This is a genomic window from Pseudomonas violetae (assembly GCF_023072615.1).
GTDB classification, from domain to species: Bacteria; Pseudomonadota; Gammaproteobacteria; order Pseudomonadales; family Pseudomonadaceae; genus Aquipseudomonas; species Aquipseudomonas violetae.
The window spans coordinates 13091-38428 of record NZ_JAKNRW010000016.1; the positions used below are offsets into that span (position 1 = coordinate 13091).

The following is a 25338-nucleotide window of genomic DNA, read 5'->3' on the forward strand; positions in this document are numbered from 1 at the left end:
CCTGGCGAGGCGGCCAAGCTAGCATAGCGTCTGAATGGCAGCCAACAGCGCTACGGGCAGTAAACGGATGTCATGTGGCAGGTTGTCGCATCGTCACAGCAGACTGTCGCGCTGCTATCAACCGAACAGGTGTTTGAACCCGCTCTGTCATGGAAAAACGACGCCCTGCCGTAAAAAAAGGCGCGATGTTGCCAGCTTTGCCGGGGGGTTGGAAGCGTTAACCGGACAAACGTTCCTGATCTGCACTTTTATTGTGCGACGAGCATTTGTTGGCGTGTTTCTGGTGCGGGAAATCGCCTTGAAAGTGAGTCGGAGGGTAACGTTCTGGCAAATTGCCATTAATCTCAATGACTTGCGATGACCGTCCGGTCAGCCTGAGAGCCCCGGAGGTCGGGAGTTCGTAACATTTTGGCGCAATTATTGCGTGCAGAATAAGGAACGCCCCGTTGGTTTCTTTTTACGATAGAGAGCAAACGGCGAGCTCAATGCTTTCGCTTTTCCTTACAAAGGTAGTTTCAATGAGCAGTACCCCAACTTCCAATGGCCTCGAACAGGGGCTCAAACCGCGTCATGTGACCATGCTGTCGATCGCCGGGGTTATCGGTGCCGGGCTGTTCGTCGGTTCCGGTCATGCCATCGCTGCAGCGGGCCCAGCTGTGCTGCTGGCCTACGCCGCCGCCGGTACCCTGGTGGTATTGGTGATGCGCATGCTGGGCGAGATGGCAGTTGCTTCGCCGGACACGGGTTCATTTTCGACCTATGCCGATCGGGCGATCGGTCACTGGGCAGGTTTTACGATCGGCTGGCTGTACTGGTGGTTCTGGGTGCTGGTGATACCGCTGGAGGCCAACGCCGCCGCGACCATCCTGCATGCCTGGTTCCCGAACGTGGCGATCTGGGCGTTTACGCTGATCATCACGCTGCTGCTGACGGCGACCAACCTGTTCAGTGTGAAGAATTACGGTGAATTCGAATTCTGGTTCGCGCTGATCAAGGTTATTGCGATCGTCGGCTTCGTGATACTGGGGCTCCTGGCGATTTTCGGCTTCCTGCCGACCAGCCAGGTCAGCGGCGTTTCCCACCTGTTCGATACCCAGGGCTTCATGCCTAACGGTATGGGCGCGGTACTGGCGGCTATCTTGACCACCATGTTCTCGTTCATGGGCACGGAGATCGTGACCATCGCCGCGGCGGAATCGAAGAACCCGGGCCAGCAAATCTCCAAGGCCACCAATTCGGTGATCTGGCGGATCGGCTTGTTCTACCTGGTGTCGATCTTCATCGTGGTGTCCCTGGTGCCATGGAACGATCCGGTTTTGGCCAGCGTGGGTTCCTATCAGACCGTCCTTGAGCGCATGGGCATTCCAAACGCCAAGATGATCGTCGATATCGTGGTCCTGGTTGCGGTCACCAGCTGCCTGAACTCGGCGCTTTACACCGCCTCGCGCATGATGTTCTCCTTGGGCAAGCGCGGCGATGCGCCGGCGGTGTCCAAGCGCACCAACGGCAGCGGCACTCCGTACTGGGCCGTGATGCTGTCGACTGCTGCTGCATTCCTCGCGGTATTCGCCAACTACGTAGCGCCTGCTGCGGTGTTCGAATTCCTGCTGGCCAGCTCCGGTGCAATCGCCTTGCTGGTATACCTGGTCATCGCGGTGTCGCAACTGCGCATGCGCAAGCAGCGCGCAATCGCCGGCGAGAAAATCGCCTTCCGCATGTGGCTGTTCCCGGGCCTGACCTACGCGGTGATCGTGTTCATCGTTGGCGTGCTGACGATTATGCTGTTCCAGGAAGCCCATCGCGTGGAGATTCTCGCGACCGGCTTGCTCAGCATGTTGGTGGTAGCCGCCGGGCTGTTCGTGGCGCGCCGTCGTAAGCAGCAGAAGCTTGGGGCTGCAGTGCTGAACTGATGGGTAGCGGGTAACGCAAAACGGCCGCTGTCAGGGATGACAGGCGGCCGTTTTTGTTTCAGGGGGCAGAGTGTTACTCGCCCTTTTCTTCCTGCGCATCCAGCGCCTGGCGGTATTGGTCCAGTGCATTACCGAAGTCGGTGATGAACTGTGGTTCGGTCAGCCACGCCTGGGCGGATTCGCGGTCCACGCCTTCGGCCCACATGCGGTAGTCGATCAGCATGTCGGCGGCCAGGTGAGTGGCGGCCATGTCTTCGTTGTCCGAGTTTTCCATGTCCAGCAGGTCAGGATGCTCGGTGATGATGGTTGCGAGCTCCGACAGCAGGGTCTGCAGCATGTCGTTGCGGCTGACCGCTTCGGCTTCGCGCATCTTGCTGAACATTGCCAGGGTGTATTCCGGGATCGGCTCGCCTGGATCGCCCAGGTCATCGTCAAGTTCGGCAGGTTTGCGCCCGTGGATATTGATTTGTTTGGCTTTGATTTTTGCGCGCTTGGCGCGTTTCTGCTGCTTGTTCAGGGAGGCCATGGGAACTCAGTTCGGTTGCTGTTGATTTTGGGTTGCTATGGCTTCGGAGGCCGCGACGTAATCCACCTGGAAGGCGGGGGATTCGATCCACGCCAGCGCGCCGGCTTCGTCGGTTTCAGTGGACCACTGGCGGTACTCGATCAGCGCGCCGATGATGAAGTCCGTGGCGGTTTCCTCGCCTTCCTGCTCCAGCACCAGTGCGAGCAGCGGGTGTTCGAGGAAGGCCGTGCACATGGCCTGCTGGCTGATTTTCTGCGCGTCGAGCATTTCCTTGAACAGTTCGGTCAGGTCCACCGAGTCAAAATCGATGCGATCGTCGTTCGGGTCCAGTTCGACCGGTGCAGCCGCCCGTTGGGTGCGGTTTTGCTTGGCCTTGGCTTTGGCGCGGGTGGCGCGTTTTTGCTGCTTGTTGGCGGAGGCCATGGGCGTCGTTCCGTATTCCGTTGAGTGGGCGCATCAGTCAGTTGCGTGGCACTAGCCGCCCCGGAGTGCCGGGGGGCAGTTCGCCGCTTTGCAGCCAGGACAATGCAATGGGCCATAGTGTGGCTTGGTACGCGCTACGAAAAAAGGCGAAATGTCCTACTTCTGTCTGGTCGATGTCTTCAGGCGCGATGCGCAAATGGGTTTTGCGGCTGTGGGTGAAGTAGCCGAGCAGGCGCTCTATGGCGGGAATTGTGCCATAGGGGTCGTCGCTGATGCTGATGGCCAGGATCTGCGCCTTTACTGCCGCAAAGGTTTTCACGTGAAGGTCTTGGCCGCTGGGGCGTTTTTCGTAACGGGCGGTGGACGTGCTCCAGTCACGAACGACGCCGGCAGGGGTGTCTTCCAGCCAGCCCAGGCGCTTGCCAGGAAAATAACCGCACAACAGGGTCAGCACTGGCATTACCAAGTGCCACTTGCCAAACATGCGCCAGCGATGGGCGGGCGCATAGTCGCGCCAGTAGGCGAATTGCGCGCCCACCGTCACCACGCGCCGAATAACCGGCCCCGACGCCCCCAGGCCCGCTGCACAGCCTCCAAAGCTATGAGCCACCACATCGATGGGTTGGCCGGGGAATTCGCGCTGGGCGCGCTTGAGCATCGCCTCGAAGTCCAGGGCGCCCCAGTCGGACCATGACGCCCTCAGGCCTTTCATCGAGGCCGGGCGCGATTCCCCGATGCCGCGGTAGTCGTAAGTGATGATGTCGAAGCCGTTGGCATGCAGATAGTCGGCAAACCGTGTGTAGTGGCGGCAGCGCACGGAAGTGGCGGCGTTGATGATCACAACCGGGCGCGCGCTGTTACGGGAGGCATGGCGCCAGGTGAAGCCGCCGAGGATGAAACCGTCTGCGGCGGGTTCCTTGAACGGTGCGCCAGGCGCGAGGGCGGGTAGCGGCAACTCGAATTGAATGGGTGCCAGTGACGGCCTGTTCTGCAGATTCATTGGCGTCATACCATTGCGCGTAGCTGCCAACGATAGTCTTCGGGCGGCGATTGGACAATCCGAGGACTGGTCTGCATGTTCTGGATGTTGGTGGCGGCTTCCTGTTTCACGATGTGGCGGTCACGGCTCGCCAGCAGTCGTTCGCAGTAGAGAGTGTTGATCTGGCGCTCCAGGGCTCTGGATGACCAGTTTTGTATGGCTGATTCCTTCATGTGCCACTGCCGAGCCTGATCGCTGTCGATCCTCAGCAGTCTGCTGTAATGAGTCCAGCTCGATTCGGGGCGCAGTGCGTTCCAAATTGGGAAGGTCTGATAGAAATCCCGCATGTACCGCAGGTTTCGTACGTCGAATCCTTTGCCAAGACTCCCGGTAGGAAGATTATCTGCGTGTCGGAATTTTCTGCGGCCTGTCGGTCTTTCATTCGGTTTTCCGTGCTGCTTGGGCGATCGGAAAATAATTGCAGGGTCGGGAGAGGTTGCGATGCCGGGCACATCCGATTAATCAGCAGGAAAGCCCTGAGGGTTTTGCGAGAGCGTTCCCTCCATCCTGCTCGGTTCGCGAATACCGCATGTAGTCCAATTCGCAGTGAGCCCAAGGACTAATTGATCTAGAACTCGAGCATTGGCCAGGAAATCTAATTCGTACAACTTGTGGCGAAACTGGAGTTGTTTATGAAATCCACATTTCTGCTTCCCTTCGCAGCGATCTCCCTGCTGATGTGCCCGCTCATGGCGCAATCCACCAGTACCGAGCCGGTGGACACCAAAGGCGTGCAGATCCAGCGCGAACAGCAAAACGGCATTGCGTACCTGTCCGGTGGCATCGGCGAGGATGAAGCGAAAGCCATTCAGCAGGCGACAGGTTACAACCTGCACATGACCTTTTCAGTGGGTGCGGAGGGTAAATACGTTCCCGACGTCGACCTGGTGATACAGAAGGCCGATGGGCAAAACGTATTGACGCTGAATCAGGCGGGTCCGCTGGTTTACGTCCAGCTGCCGGCAGGAAAATACACCGTCATTGCCAGGCGAGGTGGTGAGGAGCGGCGCAATACCACGGATGTCGGCAGTGCGGGTGCGCGCAATCTGGTGTTCAACTGGAGTGGCAGTGAATAGCGATGTCAGTACGGCAAGACCGCAAACAGCGGGTTCAAGGCTGTTTGCGGCCGCAACGCACCAGGATTATTGGTTTGCCCTGGTGCGATGGATGGTTTGCTGAAGAAACACCTGGGGGGATGACTTAGCGGATGCTACGAATGTTACCCTTGTTGCCTTTAACGGTGACCGACACCTTTTTGAAGATAAAGTAGTTCTCTTCATTCACTTCATAGCGAGGAGCAACGATCAGGTCGGCGCCGGAAGATTTCACCGCCTTGTAGGCCGCAGCGGATTTGACCGCGCTGACCGGATCCAGGCCCAGGCCGCTCAGACCACCGCTCTCGCCGCCGTAGGCGACGCCGTCAGCGAACTGTGAGTCGCCGCCGAACTTCAGGAAGCCGAACAGAACGTTAACCGAGGACTGGCCGGAAATGGCGTCTCCAACGGCGATGTCGGCCTTCAGGTCAGCCTTGACGGTGCTGTCGATTGGCGAGGAAGGCTGGCTTTGGTTGTAGCTGACGCAGCCGGTGGCGGTAGCGATGAGGGTCGACAAGGCGATGAACTTCACGATCGTATTCAAGAATGGTTCCCTTATTTTGAAACGTTAAATGCAGGCAGATTTGCTGCTGCAATAGTTTCGCTTTGTAAGGAGAGCCCAAACTATAAGACGCGTCTCTAAACCGCGTCTGAAAACGTGACTAGGAATGGAAGGAAAAGGGCTTGGTGCGTGTAGGATTTTTCATCATGACTGCGCCGGTCAAATCGCAGGCATAAAAAAACCCTGAATCTTGCGATTCAGGGTTTTCGGTATTTGGTGCCCAGAGACGGAATCGAACCGCCGACACGGGGATTTTCAATCCCCTGCTCTACCGACTGAGCTATCTGGGCAACGGGGCGCATTAAACTGTTTTTTCAGGGGGTCGTCAAGCAAGTTTTCAAAAAAAATTTAATTATTACCGTCGCTTACGATTCAACCCCCGGGAAATCGGGATTATTCTGCCGGTGGAACGTAGCCGTCAGCCTTGGCGTATTCCTCGCCTGAGAAGTATTTGTCCATTTCGCCCTGAAGATATTTGCGATCTTCGGCGTTCATCATGTTCAGGCGTTTTTCGTTGATGAGCAGGGTCTGGTGTTTCTGCCAATCTGCCCAGGCCTTGGCCGAGACGTGGTCAAAAATGTCCTGGCCTTTGGCACCCGGGAACGGAGCGCGCTCCAGGGCAGGCAATTCTTCTTTGTACTTGCGGCACATGATAGTGCGGGTCATGACGACTCTCCTGCGTTCAATACGGCGGCCGCGCGTTCGAGCAAGGTCTTTACCGGGGCGGCAAGGCCCAGGCGCGGCGGGGTGGCGAGGTTATACCAGAGCCAGTCGGCCTCGGCCACGTGATGGGCCGCCTCCTGGACCTGGACCAGCCACGGTTCGATGGTTAACTGGAAGTGACTGAAAGTGTGCACCAGGTTCGGCAGGGCTTGCTGTTGACCGAGCTCCAGCGAGTGTTGAGTGGCCAGATGTTGCAGGTCGTCCAGGTCATCGAGCTCCGGAAGGCTCCACAAACCGCCCCACAAGCCCGTTGAAGGACGACGGTAAAGCAAGACCGCGCCTTCGCCATTGGCCAGCATGGGCATCAGCGTGCGCTTCTGTGGCACGGCTTTGCGCGGCTTGGGGATCGGGTAACGGGTTTCCAGGCCGAGCATGTGGGCTTCACAGCCCTTTTTCAGGGGGCACAGCAGGCAACTCGGCTTGCTACGGGTACAGAGCGTGGCGCCCAGGTCCATCATGGCCTGGGTGTAGGCGTTGACGCGGTCATGGGGCGTGAAGCGTTCTGCGTTGGCCCACAGCTGTTTGGCCACCTTCGGCTCGCCTGGATACCCCTCTTGAGCCGTAAAGCGCGCCAGGACGCGTTTGACGTTGCCATCAAGGATCGGCGCGCGCATGCCCATGCTCAGGCTGGCGATGGCACCAGCGGTCGACAGGCCGATGCCTGGTAGCTCGACCAGCTTTTCAACGTCACGCGGGAATTCCCCTGCGTAGTCAGCCACGATGATCTTCGCGGTTTTCTGCAGATTGCGCGCCCGGGTGTAGTAGCCCAGGCCGGTCCACAGGTGCAGTACTTCGTCCTCCGGCGCGCCAGCCAGGGCTTCGACCGTTGGCAACGCCGCCATGAAGCGGTCGAAGTAGTTCAGCACGGTGCTGACCTGAGTTTGCTGCAGCATGATCTCCGAGACCCACACCCGATACGGCGTGATGCCCTGCTGCCAAGGCAGATCGTGGCGACCGTGGCGATCGTACCAATCCAGTACTGCCGCCGAAAACTGCTCGGATCTCATCGCTTGAACAGCCCCTTCAGTGCGTTTCTCAGTTCAGGACTGACTTTGTCGCCGAGTTTTTCGTCGATTTTTTCGCTGATCTTGTCGCCCGCGAGCCGGGTCGCGACCTGGCCCATGCGCTCGTTATCGAGGCGGCAGGCTTTGGCGCCCAGTTCCAGAGGGCCACGGCAGCGCAAAGGCCACTCGATGCCGACGAACTTCTCACCGACCTGGCAGGCCGGGTCGGGCATGTCGCTCTTGTCGCCTTCGACGATGATGCCAATCCGGTAGTCCATGCCCAGCACTCGCAGGTCGACGTCGCCGTCGCCTTTAACGGTCATGCCGGGGATACGCACTATCAAGTCGGGGTTGCTGGCGACGCCGTTACGGAAGGTCAGGTTGCCCTTGAGCTCCTGGAAGGGCGTGTCCTTGCCCCGCGGCTCGCCGCTGAGGGTTTTGCGGTTAAGCGTGGCGATGCCTTTGCACAGCTGCTGTTCCAGGTTGGCATTGAGCAGCACACCGTTGTTGATCGCGAAACTGGCGGTGCCGTTGAGGCTGTCGATCAGGGCTTTTTGGCTGTTGCCGCTGCCGGTCAGGTTGCTGTTGAGGGTGACCAGGCCCTTGACGGGCGGATTTTTACCCTGGCTTTCAAGGATTTTTTCCACCGGCACTTTGCTAACCTGCGTCTGCATGTTCAGTGTCGGCACTTGCTGGCGCACGTCGAGGGTGCCTTTGGTTTCGAAGTTGCCTTCGTACAGCTCGCCGCGCAGGGTTTCCAGGGTCAGCAGGCCATTTTGGCCGGTAGCCTTGAACGCAGCGTTGTGGATTGGCAGCTTGTCGAGGGTGAGTAGGCCAAAGGTCAGGTCGGCGTCGACATCGAGTTTGCTCAGGCGCTCGACTGGCAGCAGACGATCGTTACTCCAGGCGGTCTTGGTCGGCGCATCCGGCAGTGGAGTGGTGCCGGCGCCGGCCATGGCATTGGCTTCGGTGCTGGCCACTTCGGCCTGGCGCACTTGAGTAGCGCTATTGGCCTCGGCAGATTTTGGTTTCAGGTAACGGTCGACGTTGAAGGTGTCAGCCTTGAGCACTGCCCGCAGCGATTGCTTGGCGAAGTCCTCGACGGCGATACGGCCGCTGAAGCTGCTGTCGTCGACTTTCAGGTTGATGTTGTCGAAGGACACGCTGGTGGGCGTACCAGTGACGCGACTGACAAGCTCGACTTTGCTCAGGCTGCCTTCGGCCATGGCCGGCAGCGTCTGGCCGATGCTGTCGACGAACTTTGCCAGGTCGAACTGGGCGATCGACAGCGCGCCGGTGACTTGAGGCGTCTTGTCGAGGTCGTTGACCTTCAGCTCACCGAGTGCACGTAATTGGTTGGCAGAGATCTTGATGCCGGTCCATTCGGCGACGTTCGCCGCTTTATCTAGTAGGAGCTGGCCCTGCGCGGCGAAGGTCATGGTCTTGCCTTGCAATGGTTCGCCGGCGACTTCGCCGGAGAGTTTCATGTCTTCGAACTTGTAGCGTTGCAGGGCGCGTTCGAAGCGAAGTTCGCCATTCAATTCGGTACGAACGCGCAGTACTGGCTGATTGGAGCCAAGGAATGCAGTGAGTTTGACCGGAATATTGGTCGAGTCATGCACTGCGCCGGTGCTGAGCTGGATGCTTTCGGCGCTGAACTGCTTGCCAGTCTTTTCGTCGCTGTATTCGACGCGGGCGTTATTGACGGTCAGGCTGTCGATGTCCAGGCGAATGGGCTGGGCAGGTTTTTCCGCCTTGGCCGTGGTTTCGCCGGCAGGTTCGCCGGGGGTGGCAGCTGACGTGGTCTGCGAGACGGGCACCTTGCCGATGTCTTCCCAGTTGCCGTGGCCTTCCTTGTCGCGGTTCAGGCGCAGGTTCAGACCTTCGACCCGTACGTCGCTCATCTGTACTTCGCGGCGCAGCAGGGGCAGCACACGAACGGACAGGCCGAGCATTTGCAGGTCGGCAAAGGGTTCGGTGGGTTTGGCAAGGGTCGCGACACTGGCTTCGTGCAATTCCAGGCCTAGCCACGGGAATAGGCTCCAGCCGATATCGCCATTGAGCGTCAGCTCGATGTGGGCCTTGTCGCGGGCGATCTGGCGAATCTCGTCTTTATAGTCATTGGGATCAAAGAGGTGGGTCAGGGCAAAACCCAGGGCCACAATGATCAGCAATAGCCCGAGAAGTACCAGACCCAGGATTTTGCCGAACGCTTTCATGGGCGAGTCCTTGTAGTTAGTCAAATTCGAAATTCAGCCGGGGAGTATAGCGCCCCGGGGACGGCGATCGGTCGGCGATCACGTAGTCAGTTCATCCAGTGCCAGTTTCAGCTTGGCGGCGAGCGCTCGGGCTTCAAGATGGCCTGCCGGGGCTAGCAGGTGCAAGGTTGCTCCGGCGTTATTGGCCATTTTCCGCGCCTCGTCCACCAGGCGTTCGGCGACACCGCGTCGACGGGTAATTTTGCGCACGCACAATTGGGACAAGAGCCAGACGTTCTGGTGTCGTTGCAGGCGCGCCGCGCCCAGCAATCGGTCATTGAAGCGTCCGGCGATCAGCGAACCATCACCCAGACAGGCTTCGATCAACTGCACTTGCGAGGCAAAGGGTGCGAAGAGCCACTGCGGCGCATCTCGATAAATTTTCTGCAGGTCTTGCTGATCCTGATAGGTGGCTTCTTTCAGCGACTCGACAACGATCGGCATGGCGGCTCCATCGGGAAAAGGGATCAGATGACTTGCGAAAGGTGATATCAGATTGATTTTTCTGTCACGCGCAAATGGTAACCTCTGTTGGTACGCCCGTCCTTGCGCGACTTGCTGCCGCATCAAAATGGAGCTCCACCTGATAAGACAGTCATGCCTGCGCGCATTGAGGCTGGGGGTGAGGAGTGGCTGGTGAACAATACTAATAATTGGGGGATATACAATGACCACGAGCATCACGGCTGACGGCATTGCCGGCCAGCCTGCGTTCCTGTCCAAGGAACGCATTATCGCCAAGCCCGGTTTCAACCGCTGGCTGGTGCCGCCTGCCGCACTGGCGATCCACCTTTGTATCGGCATGGCCTACGGCTTTTCGGTGTTCTGGCTACCACTGTCCAAGTCGCTGGGTGTGACCGCGCCGGTGGCTTGCGCACCGGACATGAGCTTTATTTCGCAAATCTTCTCCTCCCAGTGCGACTGGCCGATCTCGATGCTCGGCTGGATCTACACCCTGTTCTTCATTTTCCTCGGTTGCTCGGCCGCGATCTGGGGTGGCTGGCTGGAACACGCCGGGCCGCGCAAGGCTGGCGTGGTGTCGGCACTGTGCTGGTGCGGTGGCTTGCTGATATCGGCGTTGGGGATTTATACCCACCAGATCTGGCTGATGTGGGTCGGTTCCGGAGTCATTGGCGGCATCGGCCTTGGCCTGGGCTACATTTCGCCGGTCTCGACCTTGATCAAATGGTTCCCGGACAAGCGCGGCATGGCTACCGGCATGGCGATCATGGGCTTTGGTGGTGGCGCGATGGTGGGTGCTCCGCTCGCTGCCGCGTTGATGAGTCATTTTGCCTCGTCGACCAGCGTCGGGGTGTGGCAGAGCTTCCTGGTGATGGCTGCGATCTATTTCGTGTTCATGATCGGCGGCGCACTGTCCTACCGCGTGCCGCCAACGGGCTGGAAGCCTGAAGGCTGGACTGCACCGGCCAAGAAATCCGCGAATGCGATGATCACTCATCGTCACGTGCACGTGAATGTGGCGTGGAAAACCCCGCAATTCCGCCTGGTATGGCTGGTTCTGTGCCTGAACGTGTCCGCAGGAATCGGCATTCTGGGCATGGCTTCGCCATTGTTGCAGGAAGTGTTTGGCGGCAAATTGATCGGTGTCGATCTGCCTTTTGGCCAACTGGACGCCGGGCAACTGGCTTCAATCGCTGCAATTGCGGCCGGTTTTACCGGGTTGCTGAGTCTGTTCAACATTGGTGGCCGGTTCTTCTGGGCGTCGTTCTCGGATTACCTGGGGCGCAAGAACACCTATTTCGTGTTTTTTGCCCTTGGTTTCGCGCTGTACGCGCTGATCCCGAACCTGGGCCACCTGGGTAATATCGCGCTGTTCGTGGGGGCGTTTTGCATCATCCTGTCGATGTACGGCGGTGGTTTTGCGACTGTGCCGGCTTATCTGGCGGACCTGTTCGGCACCCAAATGGTGGGTGCGATCCATGGTCGCTTGCTGACCGCATGGGCGGCCGCGGGCGTGTTGGGGCCTGTACTGGTGAACTACCTGCGTGAGTATCAGCTGAGCATTGGGGTAGAGCGCGCGGCGGCGTACGACATCACCTTGTATATCCTGGCCGGTCTGCTGGTGCTGGGCTTCCTGTGCAATTTGCTGGTGCGCCCGGTAGCTGACAAGTACTTCATGAGCGACGCCCAACTGGCTGCCGAACAGGCGCTGGGTCACGACAAGGGCGCTGACAGCACTACCGTGCTGGAATGGAAAGCGGACCCAGGTACCAAGCCGCTGGCGATTGCCGCCTGGCTGGTTGTAGGCATTCCGTTGGCGTGGGGTGTCTGGGTGACCCTGCAGAAAACGGTGGTGCTGTTTCACTAAGGGACAGGCCTGAATTTCAGGCCAACACCAAACCCTGTTGGAGCGGGCTTGCCCGCGATTGCGGCCTGACAGTCGGCAGAAATGTTGAATGTGCTGGCCCTATCGCGAGCAGGCTCACTCCCACACTCGATTCGTGGGTGTCCAAAAATGGCTTGTATGGACATGTCTACCCGCCATACCGCTGAATTCACTCCGTCAGTGATATCACCTCTCATGTTTCTGTTTCCCGCCCGCGCCCCTATAATGGCTGCCTTTTTCGCCCAATGATTTGCGGAGCTGGTGATGGCCGAACGTATGGCGTCAGTCGAGCGCGACACTCTGGAAACCCAGATTAAAGCCTCGATCAACCTGGATGGCACCGGAAAGGCCCGATTTGATATCGGTGTACCTTTTCTTGAGCACATGCTGGACCAGATCGCCCGTCACGGGCTGATCGACCTGGATATCGTCAGCAAGGGCGACCTGCATATCGACGACCACCACACAGTGGAAGACGTCGGAATCACCCTGGGCCAGGCCTTTGCCAAAGCTATCGGTGACAAAAAAGGCATCCGTCGCTACGGCCACGCCTATGTCCCGCTGGACGAAGCACTGTCGCGGGTGGTCATCGACTTCTCCGGCCGTCCTGGCTTGCAGATGCATGTTCCCTACACCCGCGCCACCGTCGGCGGTTTTGATGTTGATCTGTTCCAGGAATTCTTCCAGGGCTTCGTCAACCACGCCCTCGTCAGCCTGCACATCGACAACCTGCGTGGCACCAACACCCACCACCAGATCGAAACCGTGTTCAAGGCTTTCGGCCGCGCATTGCGCATGGCTGTAGAACTCGATGACCGCATGGCCGGGCAAATGCCGTCGACCAAGGGCGTTCTGTAATGCAGACGGTCGCGGTTATCGATTACGGCATGGGCAACCTGCACTCGGTGGCCAAGGCCCTCGAGCACGTCGGTGCCGGCAAGGTCCTGATCACCAGCGATGCCAATGTGATTCGCGAAGCCGACCGGGTGGTATTTCCCGGCGTCGGCGCGATTCGCGACTGCATGGCGGAGATTCGGCGCCTGGGCTTCGATTCACTGGTGCGTGAAGTCAGCCAGGACCGTCCGTTCCTCGGCATCTGCGTCGGCATGCAAGCCTTGCTCGACAGCAGTGAAGAGAACGACGGAGTTGACTGCATCGGCCTGTTTCCGGGTGCGGTGAAGTTCTTTGGCAAGGACTTGCATGAAGATGGCGAGCATCTGAAGGTCCCGCACATGGGCTGGAACGAAGTGAAGCAGACGGTCTCGCATCCGCTGTGGCACAACATTTCGGACCTGGCGCGCTTCTACTTCGTGCACAGCTACTATATCGCTGCCGGCAATGCGCGGCAGGTGGTGGGTGGCGGTCACTACGGTGTCGATTTCGCCGCAGCGCTGGCCGATGGCTCGCGTTTCGCCGTGCAGTTCCACCCGGAGAAGAGCCATACCCATGGCCTGCAGTTGTTGCAGAACTTCGCGGCGTGGGATGGTCGCTGGTAAATGGCCGCCAAGAAGAAGCCACCGATCCTGACCCTCACTCCCGAGCAGGAGAACGAGGCCAATCACAAGATCAAGCGCTTCATGGAGGACCGCTTCGAACTGGACCTGGGTTCGTTTGAAGCGGCTGAAATCCTTGAGCTGTTTACCCGCGAAATTGCTCCGCACTATTACAACAGGGCGATTTTCGATGTGCAGACGCACCTTAAAGAAAGGTTCGAGAGCATCGAAAGCGACCTGTGGGCGCTCGAGAAAAACTGATTTTCGAGCGAAGCTGAACAATCGAATTTGAAGGTTTGCCAGATGCTGATTATTCCCGCTATCGATCTTAAAGACGGTGCCTGTGTTCGTCTGCGCCAGGGCCGCATGGAAGATTCCACGGTGTTCTCCGATGACCCGGTGAGCATGGCTGCCAAGTGGGTGGAGGGCGGTTGCCGTCGTCTGCATCTGGTCGACCTGAACGGCGCTTTCGAAGGCCAGCCGGTTAACGGCGAAGTGGTCACCGTCATCGCCAAGCGCTACCCGAACCTGCCGATCCAGATCGGCGGCGGTATCCGTTCCCTGGAAACCATCGAGCACTACGTGAAAGCGGGCGTGAGCTACGTGATCATCGGCACCAAGGCCGTGAAAGATCCGGCTTTCGTGGCTGAAGCCTGTCGCGCGTTCCCAGGCAAAGTGATCGTTGGCCTCGACGCCAAGGACGGTTTCGTCGCCACCGACGGCTGGGCTGAAATCAGCACCGTGAACGTTATTGACCTGGCCAAGCAATTTGAATCCGACGGTGTGTCTGCCATCGTTTATACCGACATCGCCAAAGACGGCATGATGCAGGGTTGCAACGTTTCGTACACCGCTGCGCTGGCGGCTGCTACGCGCATTCCAGTCATCGCTTCCGGTGGCATCCACAATCTGGGTGACATCAAGTCGCTGCTCGACGCCAAGGCACCGGGCATTATCGGAGCGATCACCGGCCGGGCGATCTACGAAGGCACCCTCGACGTCGCTGAAGCGCAAGCTTTCTGCGATTCGTACAAAGGCTGAGGACTGACCATGGCGCTGGCAAAACGCATCATCCCTTGCCTGGACGTGGACAACGGCCGGGTCGTCAAAGGTGTGAAGTTCGAGAACATCCGCGACGCCGGTGATCCGGTGGAAATCGCCCGTCGTTACGACGAGCAGGGTGCCGACGAGATTACCTTTCTCGACATCACTGCCAGCGTCGATGGACGCGACACCACCCTGCATACTGTTGAGCGCATGGCCAGTCAGGTATTCATTCCGCTGACCGTGGGCGGCGGCGTGCGCACCGTGCAGGATATTCGCAACCTGCTCAATGCCGGCGCGGACAAGGTCTCGATCAACACCGCTGCCGTGTTCAACCCGGAGTTCGTCGGCGAGGCTGCCCAGCATTTCGGTTCGCAGTGCATCGTCGTTGCCATTGACGCGAAGAAGGTCTCCGGTCCGGGCGAAACGCCGCGCTGGGAAATCTTCACCCACGGTGGGCGCAAGCCTACCGGTCTCGACGCCGTCGAGTGGGCTAAGAAGATGGAAGGCCTCGGTGCCGGCGAAATCCTCCTGACGAGCATGGACCAGGACGGTATGAAAAACGGCTTCGACCTGGGCGTGACCCGCGCCATTAGCGATGCGTTGGGAATCCCGGTGATTGCTTCAGGGGGAGTCGGCAACCTGCAGCATTTGGCCGATGGCATCATCGAAGGTCACGCCAGTGCCGTGCTGGCCGCGAGCATCTTCCACTTTGGCGAATACACCGTGCAGGAAGCCAAGGCCTATATGGCTCATCGCGGCATTGTGATGCGCTGAACAAACGGTACAGGCCAGTGGACATCATGGCGGGCTCAAGGCACTCTTGGGTACGCCATGGATCTCGGTAGCCAGACATGCTGAAACGCTTTCTTGTTGTCCTCGCCAGCGCAGCAGTCGTGCTCTTCAACAGCGTGCATGCTGCAGAAAGTCCCGCCACCGACCTGGTGCTGCTGACTGAAAACTTCCCGCCCTACAACATGGCGAAGAACGGCAAGAACTTCGCCCAGGACGAAAACATCAATGGCATTGCCACCGACATCGTTCGCGAGATGTTCAAGCGTGCTGATATCACCTACAGCCTGACACTACGTTTCCCCTGGGAGCGAGTGTATAAACTCGCCCTCGAAAAACCGGGTTATGGCGTGTTTGTGATGGCGCGATTGCCAGACCGCGAAAAGCTTTTCAAGTGGGTGGGTCCGATCGGTCCGGACGACTGGATCATGCTGGCCAAGGCTGACAGCAAGATCAGCCTGGATACGCTGGAACAGGCGCGCAAATACCGGATTGGTGCGTACAAGGGCGATGCGATCGCCGAGACTCTGACCAAGCAAGGCCTCAAGCCGATCGTGGTGCTGCGTGATCAAGACAACGCGAAGAAGCTGGTCAATGGCCAGATCGACCTGTGGGCCACCGGTGACCCGGCCGGACGTTACCTGGCGCGTCAGGACGGGGTCAACGGGCTCAAGACCGTGTTGCGCTTCAACAGCGCCGAGCTGTACCTGGCACTGAACAAGGAGGTGCCGGATGCGACTGTCGTCAAATTGCAGGCTGCGCTGGATCAGATGCGCAAGGACGGTATGGTCGATGAGATCATGGGGCGATATCTGTAGTTATCGTCGAGCCTGTTTACGATGCAGGCGGGATGCTCATGTCATCTCCTGAAGCAGTGTTATCCACCGTCTCGGGCGTTTCGCTCTCCGACAATGGGTTTCCTTCAGATGCCGGTTCCAGTGGGTATTCAGTCAAGTGCAGGCTGTTGCCGTCAATGTAATAGAGTTCACACGGCACTTGAGTGCGGTTTTCGCGCCACAGACTGTAGGTGCTCTGCAGCTCATAAGCAGCGACGGCTTTGTTTTTCCCAATGATGCAGGCTACTTCCACATCCGCTGGGCCGGCCCATCCATCGGATTCAGCGTGGGCAAAGCTTTTGTTCAGTCGCGCGGAAAACAGGGTGGGTATCCCGATAGGCCATTGGATGTGGATCACGATGGAGCTGATACGGGCAAATACTCCGAGGTGTCCCGAGCGCTGTGGCCGGCGTGCTGTCCACCTGAAGGTCTGGCTTACTGCACTTTCGTTTTTGCCATATCCGACCAGCACATACTGATCCGTCCTTTCCAGGAAGTAGAACGGCGAGGTGCGTAATTGCTTGAGGGGCGTCAGGTTGGGGTCTCTCACTACGAACCAGGGGAGTTTGGCAATTTGAGTCACTTTGCCAGGTTCAAAAAGCATTGGCTGTTGGTCTGAGAGTACCGGCACTTGTGGAGGGGATTTGATCTCCAGAGGGATCGGTATGCGTAATGAGTAAGCATTGATATGTGCAGCAGGCCTGGCGTGGGTGCCCACACCAATAAAGGTGCCAGGCAGGCAGTTGATTTCCCCGGGCATTGCGACCGGGGGATAGAAATTGTAAGCACTGAAGTACTGTGTGGCACGGCTGCCCTTGTCGTTCCAGATGAGGTCGTCGATGAACGAACGAATCGCCAGGTCCTTGCGCACGCAACGAATGTCGCTGGTTAATGGTTTGTCCTGGCCGTTTGAGCATAACTGCCCCAGCGCCACGTAGCCGCTGGGAGCGATCGGGCGCCAAATTGAACGGGTCGCCGTGGCGCCGGGGCGGGCATCACTCCAGACTTGCTCAAAATCGATGGGGGCCTGCAGGGCGGGTTCTTGGCCGTTCGAAGACTCACCCTCGGAAACGACCGGAACCATGCGTATTTCGTTGATATTGTCGAATCCGGATGCAATGACATCGCCCAGCGGGAAATACCCCGGAAGCAAATCCGGGGCTGGGGTCGGGCGCCAGAAGGCAGCGGGTGTCGTGTTGGTGCCGCTGGTGTCCCATATACGGCGAAAATCCATCGTAAAATTGATGAGTAGATTGTCGTGCTTCATGGGGTCGGTTGGCCTCGCGGCCAGGGGTAAGGTGTCTTGGGTGGTCATAATCAATCCAGATAGTGGTGAAGGCGACATGGAGCCGCGACCTGTAGGAGGTCCTCACTATCCGGAATGGGTGCAGAGGTCTGGCGGTAACTATTTATCGACTTAACTACCGATAAACCCCGTCTTTGCCATGGCCGACCATGGCGCGATTGCCGCGCACGCTGATCATCTGCCTGATATCAATCCATTCGATGCCTTGGGCCTTGAGCTTGGGCAATTCGCGCTCCAGCACCGCCAGTGTCTGCGGGTACGGATGCCCGATCATCACGGCTGAACCCTGCTTGCGAGCCAGGCTGATTGCAGTCTGCAGCTGCGTGAAGATCGCTTCCTCGGTGCGCTCGTCATCCAGGAACACATCCCGGGAAACGCTCGCCAGGGCCATTTTCTGTGCCTGTTGCGCCGCCACGGTCTGGGCACTGGTGCGGCTGTCGACGAAGAATTTGTGGCGGCGCTGCAAGTCTGCCATTAACCAGGCCATGGCGGCCGGTTGAGCGGTCATGCGGCTCCCCATGTGGTTATTGATGCCGGCGGTGTAGGGCACCATTTTGAACGCGGCATTCAGGCGTCTTTCGAGTTCTTCGACGGGCAATTCCGGGTGCCAGGCGAATGGACCGGTGGCCGGATCCATGGGCATGTGCAGGATCACGATCTTGCCGGCGCGGTGGGCTTCACGGGCAAACTCGGTAGCGTGGGGGGTGTCGGGCATGATTGCCGCAGTCACGGGGCCTGGCAGGGCAAGCACGCGGCGATCCCGGGGCAGGTTTTGCCCCAGGTCGTCAATGATCAGGCTCAGGTAAGCCTTTTGCGCAGCGGGCGGTGCGGGCGTCGCGTGGGCAACACCCGCCAGGCAGCACAGCAGGGCGAGAACCCGATCAAGGCGCATCTCAGCGGCCAGAGGTAATGCTCAACCCTTTGAGCAGGCTCAACGCCTGGGCCAGTTGGTAATCATCATCCTGCGGCATCGCCTTGGCTTTGCCGCCTGAGCCGGTCGGTTTGTCTTCACCGCCATTGCCGTTACCCAGGTGACCTTGCAGATCGGCTTCCTTGAAGTAATCGCCGTCCTGCTCGCTGGTGATCTTCGCCTTGCGCACTTCGATGTCCGGGACGATGCCCTGTGCCTGGATCGAGCGGCCGTTCGGCGTGTAGTACAGCGCTGTGGTGATCTTCAGGGCGCGGTCGTTGTTCAGCGGCAGCACGGTTTGCACCGAGCCTTTGCCGAAACTGGTGGTGCCCATGATCACTGCACGTTTTTGATCCTGCAAGGCGCCGGCGACAATCTCCGAGGCCGAGGCGCTGCCGCCGTTGATCAGTACGACCATTGGCACGGCTTCGCTTTCATCCTTGCCAGTGGCCGAGAAGCGCAGCTCGGAGTTGGCGATGCGGCCTTTGGTGTACACGATCAGGCCTTTGGTGATGAAGTGGTCGACCACTTCCACCGCTGCTTGCAGCACGCCGCCCGGGTTGTTGCGCAGGTCGAGAATGACGCCCTTGAGTTTCTTGCCGTTGTCCTTGCGCAGCTTGGCCAGGGCCTTGGAGACCTCTTCGCCGGTCTTGACCTGGAACTGGGTGATGCGGATATAACCGTAACCCGACTCCAGCAGCTGTGCCTTGACGCTCTTCACTTGGATGGTGGCGCGGGCCAGGGTCACGTCGAACGGAGTGCCGCCGTCACGCACGAGCGTCAGGGTGATTTTCTGGCCGATCTTGCCACGCATCTTGTCCACGGCCTCGGTCATGCTCTGGCCGCGGGTCGGCTGGCCATTGATTTTCACGATGAGGTCACCCGCCTGAATGCCGGCCTTGGATGCCGGGGTGTCATCGATCGGTGACACCACCTTGATGAAACCATCCTCGGCACCGACTTCGATACCCAGGCCGCCGAATTCGCCGCTGGTGCTTTCCTGTAGCTCGGCGAAATCTGCCGGGCCCAGGTAGGCAGAGTGCGGATCGAGGTTATTGAGCATGCCCTTGATGGCATTCTCCAGCAGGGTCTTGTCGTCAACGGGTTCGACATAGGCGGCCTTGATCCGGTCCATGACCTCGGCAAAGGTGCGCAACTCTTCCAGCGGCAAAGGCGCCTTGGTGGTCGCAGCAGTGCCCGCAGGCGCGACCGCCGGGGCCGGTTGAGCGGCAAACGCCAGAGGCGCGCCGATCACCAGGGCGATCGTCAGGGCTAGCGAGGTAAGGCGGGACAGATGCAGCATGTCGAACGAACTCCTGAAGTAGATGGCGTGCCTATCCTTGCGCACGGCACCATTGCGCTGGATCACTCGGGTGACCCTGCTGACGAATAGCGAAATACAACGCTGGCGTGTCCTGCCCGCCACTGCTGCCGACAGTGGAGATGGACTCACCGGCTTTAACCACGTCACCTGCAGACTTCAACAGCGTCTGGTTATGACCATAAAGACTCAGGAACCCGTTGCCGTGATCAAGGATAACCAGCAGCCCGGCACCGCGCAGCCAGTCGGCAAACACTACGCGGCCGCCATGCACGGCATGCACTTGGCTGCCTGCGGAAGCGCTGATCATCACGCCGTCCCATTTGGTTCGAGCGTCATCGCCACGGGATTCGCCAAAGCGTGCCAGCAATCGACCATCAACAGGCCATGGAAGTTTTCCCCGAGTGGAAGCAAAAGCACCACCGAAGGTTTCGCCTGAGCTTGAGACCAGTGCGCCGGGTGTTGATTTGACTTGTTTGCGTGGGGCGTCAGAGTTGTCTTCTGCAGCTGCCTGAGCCTCACGTAAACGCTTTTTTTCGGCTTCCTGCTGGGCGATCAGCGCTTTTTGCCGCGCCTCTTCTGCCTCACGAGCCTGACGGGCCAGGGTTTCCTCGATGGTTTTAAGGACTTTAGACAGGTCTGCCTGATCCTGCTCGCGTGCCGCCAGTTTCTGGTCGCGAGCCTTGACGTCGAGATTGAGCTTGGCGAGCACTTGCTGGCGCTCCTGGCGAACCTTTTCCAGCTCGTCTCGCTGGCTGTCCAGGCTGCTTTTCTGCACCAGCAGTTGAGCCTGCTGCATGTCGATGTCCTTTTCGACACTGGCCAGTTGGCGCAGGGTCTCGTTGAAACTTTTCAGCTGCTCCAGGCGGGCCTGGCTCAGGTAGTCGTAATAAGTGAGGGTGCGGGCGAATTTTTCCGGGTTCTGCTGGTTCAGCAGCAGTTTCAGGTATTCCTGACGCCCATTCTGGTAAGCCGCTCGGGCTTGTATGGCGATCAGTCGTTGCTGTTCAATGCGCGCGCTCTGGAGTTTTTTTTTCTCTGCATCGAGTCGCTGCAGCTCGGATTCGCTTTTCTTCAGCTCTTTTTGCAGCGCTTCGACCTGCCTCTCGAGCTTGCCCATTTCAGTCTCGGTGCCTTTGAGGTCCTTCTGCACACCGGATTTTTCTTCCTGGAGCTTGCCCAGCAGTTTCTTCAGCTCGGCAATGTCCTGACGCGTGGCGTCCAACTGCTGTTGGGTTTGCGCGCGCTCGTCAGCGAAGGCCGTTTGGAGCAGGCAAGTCAGGGCAAGGGCTATCAGGACGCGAAGCATAAAGGCGGGCGACACCAGGGAAAGGGACGGCCTAGTATGCCCGCCAAGCGCCGCAAAAAAAACGCCCAATTGGGGCTGTGTGATAACCGGGCTGGCAAGTGGGTGTAATTAATCTTTGAAACCATCAAAAACCACTGTGGGAGCGGGCTTGCCCGCGATGGCGTCTTAACATTCAACACAAAATGTTGGCTATTAGATTGCTATCGCGGGCAAGCCCGCTCCCACAGGGTTTGGTGTCGTCAGATGGTTCTGATTACACCAGAATCGAAGTGCCCGTCATTTCTTCCGGTTTTTCCATGCCCAGCAGCATCAGCATGGTCGGCGCCACATCTGCCAGTACGCCGCCATCACGCACCTTGAAGTCACGCTTGCCGACATAGATGAAGGGTACCGGCTCGGTGGTGTGGGCGGTGTGAGCCTGGCCGGTGGACTCGTCAGCCATTTGCTCGACGTTACCGTGGTCAGCCGTGATCAATGCTTCACCGCCCACTTTTTCCAGCGCGTCGACAATGCGGCCGACACACAGGTCCAGGCATTCAACCGCCTTGACCGCTGCGTCGAACACGCCGCTATGGCCGACCATGTCGCCGTTGGCGTAGTTGACCACGATCACGTCATAACGCTGGTTGTCGATGGCATCGACGATGCGGTCAGTGACTTCTGGTGCGCTCATTTCCGGCTGTAAGTCGTAGGTGGCGACTTTTGGCGACGGGATCAGGATGCGCTCTTCACCCGGGAACGGTTCTTCGCGACCGCCCGAGAAGAAGAAGGTCACGTGGGCATATTTCTCGGTTTCGGCGATGCGCAGTTGGGTCTTGCCATTTTTTGCCAGGTAATCGCCTAGTACGTTGTCCAGGCTGCCTGCGGCGAAGGCTGATGGTGCAGGGATGCTGGCGGCGTATTGGGTCAGCATGACAAAGCCGGCCAGTTTCGGCTGGCGGGCGCGGGCAAATTCCTTGAAATCGTCCTCGACGAACACTCGGGTGAGTTCCCGGGCGCGGTCGGCGCGGAAGTTCATGAACACCACGGCGTCGCCGTCTTCCACTTTAACCGGCTCGCCGATGGAGGTGGCTTTGACGAATTCGTCGCTCTCGCCACGGTCGTAGGCGGCTTGCAGGCCTTCTTGGGCGGTAGCGGAGTTGAACTCGCCGTTGCCGTCGACAATCAGATTGTAGGCCTGGGACACGCGGTCCCAGCGGTTGTCGCGATCCATGGCGAAGTAACGGCCGATGATGCTGGCGATCCGGCCTTTGCCGAGGGCCTGGAGGGTGGCATCGAGCAGTTCGATCGACGACTGGGCACTTTTCGGTGGAGTGTCGCGGCCGTCGAGGAAGGCATGCAGATAGATTTTCTCGGCGCCGCGCTTGTAGGCCAGTTCCGCCATGGCAACCAGGTGATCCTGATGGCTGTGAACGCCGCCATCGGACAGCAGGCCCATGAAGTGCACAGCTTTACCGGCAGCGACGGCTTTATCCACGGCGGCGCAGATGGTCGGGTTCTCGAAGAACTCGCCGTCTCGGATCGATTTGGTCACGCGAGTGAAGTCCTGATACACAACGCGGCCAGCCCCCAGGTTCATGTGACCGACTTCGGAGTTACCCATCTGGCCATCCGGCAGGCCGACGTCCATGCCGCTGCCGGAGATCAGGCCGTTGGGTAAGGAGGCAGTCAAGCGGTCCAGTACAGGCTTCTTCGCGGCGAAAACGGCGTTGGATTCAGGGCTCTCACTGTGACCGAAGCCGTCGAGGATGATCAGGACCAAAGGTTTAGGCGTGGTAGTCATGGATTCCACTCGTGGCTGAGTTAAAAGAGGGCAATGGAAAAGGGAGTGGCAGTTTAAAGGTAAGTTCCTGCTGCGTCACCGCCGGACGGGGTTTGGCCCACCATAGGGGCTGTGTATACTGGCCGACATTTTAACGCCCTGGAACCTCCTTCAATGGTTGATCACCTGATTGCATTTGCCACCACTCACTATCTGCTTGTCGGTATCTTCGCCGTTCTGCTGGCTCTGCTGATCGCCCATGAAATGAAGGGCGGCGGTCGTAGCCTGAGCACCGGTGAGCTGACCGGGCTGGTCAACAAGGACGCAGGCGTGGTGATCGACATTCGTCCGACCAAGGACTTCGCTGCAGGTCATATTGTTGGCGCGCTGAATATTCCTCACGACAAACTGACCGCTCGTGTCGGCGAACTGGAAAAGCACAAGGCCAAGACCATCATCCTGGTCGACGCCATGGGTCAGACCGCTGGCACTCACGCCCGCGAACTGATGAAATCCGGCTTCACCGCCGCCAAGCTGTCCGGCGGGATCTCCAGCTGGAAAGGCGATAACCTGCCGCTGGTGAAGTGATATGAGCAACGTCGTCGTCTATTCCAGCGATTACTGCCCTTACTGCTCGCGAGCCAAGTATCTGCTCGAGAACAAAGGCGTGGCCTTCGAAGAGATCAAAGTCGATGGCAAGCCGCAGGTGCGCGCCGCCATGGCCCAGAAAGCCGGACGGACCTCCGTCCCGCAGATCTGGATCGGCGAGCGCCACATCGGTGGCTGTGATGATTTGTTTGCCCTTGAGCGCGCTGGCAAGCTCGACGCCCTGCTCAAGGCCTGACGCCTTCCCTATAAGACCCAAGATCAGAAAGGATCTGAGATGACTGACCAACAGAACACTGCAGCTAGCGAAGAAGAAACCGCACCGCAATTCTCCTTGCAGCGCATCTACGTACGTGACTTGTCCTTTGAAGCCCCGAAAAGCCCGGCGATCTTCCGCCAGCAGTGGGAGCCGAGCGTCGGTCTGGATCTGAACACTCGTCAGAAGGCCCTGGAAGGTGACTTCCACGAAGTCGTGCTGACCTTGTCGGTGACCGTGAAGAACGGTGAAAACGGCGAAGTGGCGTTCATTGCAGAAGTGCAACAGGCCGGGATCTTCCTGATCAAGAACCTGGACGACGCTTCGATGAGTCACACCCTGGGTGCGTTCTGCCCGAACATCCTGTTCCCGTACGCTCGCGAAACCCTGGACAGCCTGGTGACCCGCGGATCGTTCCCGGCCCTGATGCTGGCCCCAGTGAACTTCGATGCGCTGTACGCGCAAGAACTGCAACGCATGCAGGCGGCTGGCGAGACTCCGACCGTTCAATAAGCGGCGCTGCTGAAAATCGCGGGCAAGCCCGCTCCCACAGGATTGTGCAAAACCTGTGGGAGCGGGCTTGCCCGCGATTGTTTCTGTCAGGCGAAAATAATCTTCGGGTTACTTGAAGCCGAGCTGGCGCCAGCCTTCGTATACGGCCACGGCCACGGTGTTCGACAGGTTGAGGCTGCGGCAGCCTTCACGCATCGGCAGGCGCAGGCGCTGCTCCGCAGGCAGGGCGTCCAGCACTTCTGCTGGCAAGCCCCGGCTTTCCGGGCCGAACAGGAAGGCGTCGCCCTCTGCGAAGCTCGCATCGTGGAACGGCCGCGAGCCCTTGGTGGTGAAGGCGAACAAGCGTGGGTGGCCGAGGCTTTCCAGGCAGCTGGCGAGGTCGGCGTGACGTTGCAGGGTGGCATACTCGTGGTAGTCGAGGCCCGCCCGGCGCAAACGCTTGTCGTCCATCTCGAAGCCCAGCGGCTCGATCAAATGCAGGTGGCAGCCACTGTTGGCGCACAGCCTGATAACGTTGCCGGTATTCGGCGGAATTTCTGGTTGGAAGAGGATGACGTGAAACATGCACGGCTCCGAAGGTAAAGATGACCCGCATTCTACGCCGCCAGAGGATCGGCGTTCGAAACTATTCCCACGCGTAATGGGTTCATTGGCGATAGTCGGTGTCATGGTCGGGCTGATGATTGGCCGCCTGACTACGCCCGACCCCATTGAACTGCAGCAGGTCGAGGTGACGAGCGACGGATTGGTCGTGTGGTTCAGCGACGAACCCAAGACCCATGGCGAGATCGTCGACGGCAGCCTGGCGCTGTTGTTCGCGGCCGAAGGCAGGGCGCAGAAAGGGCAGCTCAAGCTCAATGATAAAAGCGCTAACTGGCGAGTGCGTTTGAGTGATGGGGGATTGTTGCTGACCGTGGTGGCTGCCCGGCCCCTGCTGGGCGAATGGGTCGGTAGCGAGGTCGATGATCGCTGGCGGCTGGAGATCCATCTCCGGGAGCAATAAAAGAGGGAATCCCCGGCCTGCCTGTACCAAGGTTCCCGAAACGGGAGGGCTCACGCATTGCGTCGTGAACCCGGGTGTAAAGAAGGAGCCCCTGACCTGCCTGTATCAAGGGCCCCAAAACTGGGTGGGCTCGTCGCTCGTGCGGTGTGAGCCCGGTGTAAAGAGGGGAATCCCCGGCCTGCCTGTACCAAGGTCCCCGAAACTGGGTAGTGAACTGATTCACTGAATGGACTACTGCAGGGGGCGTGCCAGGTTTTAACAAGTTGATACACTAACCTCCGCTGATACGCTGATAGCCCCG

General features: G+C 59.0%; 27 protein-coding genes, 1 tRNA gene and 1 pseudogene. 13 read left to right on the plus strand and 16 right to left on the minus strand.

Annotation, left to right across the window (positions count from 1 at the left end; genetic code table 11):
* The first annotated feature begins 518 nt into the window (after nucleotides 1-518).
* Nucleotides 519-1910, plus strand: coding sequence for a GABA permease (gene gabP / locus L9059_RS18175; RefSeq protein WP_247292343.1), 1392 nt, complete (start codon nucleotides 519-521; stop codon nucleotides 1908-1910).
* 73 nt (nucleotides 1911-1983) lie between these two features.
* On the opposite strand, the gene L9059_RS18180 is transcribed toward gabP, so the two are convergent.
* The 4 genes and pseudogenes from L9059_RS18180 to L9059_RS18195 form a co-directional block, all read right to left on the minus strand.
* Nucleotides 1984-2436 (minus strand): hypothetical protein, encoded by a 453-nt coding sequence (locus tag L9059_RS18180; RefSeq protein ID WP_247292344.1) that lies wholly within the window; start codon nucleotides 2434-2436, stop codon nucleotides 1984-1986.
* A gap of 6 nt (nucleotides 2437-2442) precedes the next feature.
* Entirely contained in the window at nucleotides 2443-2859 is a 417-nt protein-coding gene (locus tag L9059_RS18185; protein ID WP_247292345.1) for a hypothetical protein, read from the minus strand.
* Nucleotides 2860-2896: 37 nt separating this feature from the next.
* Complete coding sequence (locus tag L9059_RS18190) at nucleotides 2897-3859, minus strand: alpha/beta hydrolase family protein (protein WP_247292346.1); 963 nt, start codon at nucleotides 3857-3859, stop codon at nucleotides 2897-2899.
* A 59-nt stretch (nucleotides 3860-3918) separates the two neighbouring features.
* Nucleotides 3919-4230, minus strand: a pseudogene (locus L9059_RS18195) (DUF1016 N-terminal domain-containing protein); the annotation flags it as partial.
* Nucleotides 4231-4530: 300 nt separating this feature from the next.
* Between L9059_RS18195 and L9059_RS18200 the strand changes: the two are divergent.
* The gene (locus L9059_RS18200) at nucleotides 4531-4974 is read left to right on the plus strand and encodes a carboxypeptidase regulatory-like domain-containing protein (protein ID WP_247292347.1); all 444 of its coding nucleotides are present in this window, start codon (nucleotides 4531-4533) and stop codon (nucleotides 4972-4974) included.
* A gap of 124 nt (nucleotides 4975-5098) precedes the next feature.
* Here the strand turns inward: L9059_RS18200 and L9059_RS18205 are convergent, their stop codons facing one another.
* From L9059_RS18205 to L9059_RS18230, 6 genes are all read right to left on the minus strand, one after another.
* Nucleotides 5099-5536, minus strand: coding sequence for a hypothetical protein (locus tag L9059_RS18205; RefSeq protein ID WP_282615531.1), 438 nt, complete (start codon nucleotides 5534-5536; stop codon nucleotides 5099-5101).
* 232 nt (nucleotides 5537-5768) lie between these two features.
* Nucleotides 5769-5844 (minus strand) — tRNA-Phe (locus L9059_RS18210).
* A gap of 103 nt (nucleotides 5845-5947) precedes the next feature.
* Nucleotides 5948-6220 carry an oxidative damage protection protein gene (locus L9059_RS18215; protein ID WP_010464608.1) on the minus strand — a complete coding sequence of 91 codons (273 nt, stop codon included), beginning with the start codon at nucleotides 6218-6220 and terminating at the stop codon, nucleotides 5948-5950.
* Nucleotides 6217-7284 (minus strand): A/G-specific adenine glycosylase, encoded by a 1068-nt coding sequence (gene mutY / locus L9059_RS18220; RefSeq protein WP_247292348.1) that lies wholly within the window; start codon nucleotides 7282-7284, stop codon nucleotides 6217-6219. The genes L9059_RS18215 and mutY overlap by 4 nt, the downstream gene beginning before the upstream one ends.
* On the minus strand, nucleotides 7281-9500 hold the full coding sequence (locus tag L9059_RS18225; RefSeq protein WP_247292349.1) for an AsmA family protein: 2220 nt from the start codon (nucleotides 9498-9500) through the stop codon (nucleotides 7281-7283). The genes mutY and L9059_RS18225 overlap by 4 nt, the downstream gene beginning before the upstream one ends.
* A 78-nt stretch (nucleotides 9501-9578) precedes the next feature.
* On the minus strand, nucleotides 9579-9983 hold the full coding sequence (locus tag L9059_RS18230) for an acetyl-CoA sensor PanZ family protein (RefSeq protein WP_247292350.1): 405 nt from the start codon (nucleotides 9981-9983) through the stop codon (nucleotides 9579-9581).
* A 223-nt stretch (nucleotides 9984-10206) separates the two neighbouring features.
* Here L9059_RS18230 and L9059_RS18235 point away from each other — a divergent pair, with 223 nt between their 5' ends.
* The 7 genes from L9059_RS18235 (at nucleotide 10207) to L9059_RS18265 (ending at nucleotide 16033) form a co-directional block, all read left to right on the plus strand.
* The gene (locus L9059_RS18235; protein ID WP_247292351.1) at nucleotides 10207-11868 is read left to right on the plus strand and encodes an OFA family MFS transporter; all 1662 of its coding nucleotides are present in this window, start codon (nucleotides 10207-10209) and stop codon (nucleotides 11866-11868) included.
* Between the two features lie 282 nt (nucleotides 11869-12150).
* Nucleotides 12151-12744 (plus strand): imidazoleglycerol-phosphate dehydratase HisB, encoded by a 594-nt coding sequence (gene hisB / locus L9059_RS18240; RefSeq protein WP_007897437.1) that lies wholly within the window; start codon nucleotides 12151-12153, stop codon nucleotides 12742-12744.
* Nucleotides 12744-13382: an imidazole glycerol phosphate synthase subunit HisH gene (gene hisH / locus L9059_RS18245; RefSeq protein WP_247292352.1), complete on the plus strand. Its 639-nt coding sequence runs from the start codon at nucleotides 12744-12746 to the stop codon at nucleotides 13380-13382. The genes hisB and hisH overlap by 1 nt, the downstream gene beginning before the upstream one ends.
* A complete protein-coding gene (locus L9059_RS18250; RefSeq protein WP_046045558.1) occupies nucleotides 13383-13640 on the plus strand; it encodes a DUF2164 domain-containing protein in 258 nt (85 codons plus the stop codon).
* A 42-nt stretch (nucleotides 13641-13682) separates the two neighbouring features.
* A complete protein-coding gene (hisA, locus tag L9059_RS18255; RefSeq protein WP_247292353.1) occupies nucleotides 13683-14420 on the plus strand; it encodes a 1-(5-phosphoribosyl)-5-[(5-phosphoribosylamino)methylideneamino]imidazole-4-carboxamide isomerase in 738 nt (245 codons plus the stop codon).
* A gap of 9 nt (nucleotides 14421-14429) precedes the next feature.
* A complete protein-coding gene (hisF, locus tag L9059_RS18260) occupies nucleotides 14430-15200 on the plus strand; it encodes an imidazole glycerol phosphate synthase subunit HisF (protein ID WP_007972752.1) in 771 nt (256 codons plus the stop codon).
* Between the two features lie 77 nt (nucleotides 15201-15277).
* Nucleotides 15278-16033, plus strand: a complete 756-nt coding sequence (locus L9059_RS18265) for a substrate-binding periplasmic protein (RefSeq protein ID WP_247292354.1) — start codon at nucleotides 15278-15280, stop codon at nucleotides 16031-16033.
* A gap of 16 nt (nucleotides 16034-16049) precedes the next feature.
* On the opposite strand, the gene L9059_RS18270 is transcribed toward L9059_RS18265, so the two are convergent.
* From L9059_RS18270 to gpmI, 5 genes are all read right to left on the minus strand, one after another.
* Nucleotides 16050-17366, minus strand: a complete 1317-nt coding sequence (locus tag L9059_RS18270) for a Vps62-related protein (RefSeq protein WP_247292355.1) — start codon at nucleotides 17364-17366, stop codon at nucleotides 16050-16052.
* Between the two features lie 106 nt (nucleotides 17367-17472).
* On the minus strand, nucleotides 17473-18249 hold the full coding sequence (locus L9059_RS18275) for a divergent polysaccharide deacetylase family protein (protein ID WP_247292356.1): 777 nt from the start codon (nucleotides 18247-18249) through the stop codon (nucleotides 17473-17475).
* Nucleotide 18250: 1 nt separating this feature from the next.
* Nucleotides 18251-19570, minus strand: a complete 1320-nt coding sequence (locus L9059_RS18280) for a S41 family peptidase (RefSeq protein ID WP_247292357.1) — start codon at nucleotides 19568-19570, stop codon at nucleotides 18251-18253.
* A gap of 31 nt (nucleotides 19571-19601) precedes the next feature.
* Complete coding sequence (locus L9059_RS18285) at nucleotides 19602-20897, minus strand: murein hydrolase activator EnvC family protein (RefSeq protein ID WP_247292358.1); 1296 nt, start codon at nucleotides 20895-20897, stop codon at nucleotides 19602-19604.
* Between the two features lie 253 nt (nucleotides 20898-21150).
* Nucleotides 21151-22680 (minus strand): 2,3-bisphosphoglycerate-independent phosphoglycerate mutase, encoded by a 1530-nt coding sequence (gene gpmI, locus L9059_RS18290; RefSeq protein ID WP_247292359.1) that lies wholly within the window; start codon nucleotides 22678-22680, stop codon nucleotides 21151-21153.
* 153 nt (nucleotides 22681-22833) lie between these two features.
* On the opposite strand from gpmI, the gene L9059_RS18295 reads away from it, so the two are divergent.
* The 3 genes from L9059_RS18295 to secB are packed head-to-tail and all read left to right on the plus strand — an operon-like array spanning nucleotide 22834 to nucleotide 24034.
* Nucleotides 22834-23247: a rhodanese-like domain-containing protein gene (locus L9059_RS18295; RefSeq protein WP_247292360.1), complete on the plus strand. Its 414-nt coding sequence runs from the start codon at nucleotides 22834-22836 to the stop codon at nucleotides 23245-23247.
* 1 nt (nucleotide 23248) lies between these two features.
* On the plus strand, nucleotides 23249-23503 hold the full coding sequence (grxC, locus tag L9059_RS18300; RefSeq protein WP_045061998.1) for a glutaredoxin 3: 255 nt from the start codon (nucleotides 23249-23251) through the stop codon (nucleotides 23501-23503).
* A gap of 39 nt (nucleotides 23504-23542) precedes the next feature.
* Nucleotides 23543-24034, plus strand: a complete 492-nt coding sequence (secB, locus tag L9059_RS18305) for a protein-export chaperone SecB (protein WP_027922165.1) — start codon at nucleotides 23543-23545, stop codon at nucleotides 24032-24034.
* A gap of 108 nt (nucleotides 24035-24142) precedes the next feature.
* Here secB and L9059_RS18310 read toward each other — a convergent pair whose 3' ends face one another.
* Nucleotides 24143-24598 (minus strand): tRNA (cytidine(34)-2'-O)-methyltransferase, encoded by a 456-nt coding sequence (locus L9059_RS18310; protein ID WP_019691309.1) that lies wholly within the window; start codon nucleotides 24596-24598, stop codon nucleotides 24143-24145.
* Here L9059_RS18310 and L9059_RS18315 point away from each other — a divergent pair.
* Nucleotides 24597-25037 carry a hypothetical protein gene (locus L9059_RS18315; protein WP_247292361.1) on the plus strand — a complete coding sequence of 147 codons (441 nt, stop codon included), beginning with the start codon at nucleotides 24597-24599 and terminating at the stop codon, nucleotides 25035-25037. The genes L9059_RS18310 and L9059_RS18315 overlap by 2 nt on opposite strands.
* The last annotated feature ends 301 nt before the right edge of the window (nucleotides 25038-25338 follow it).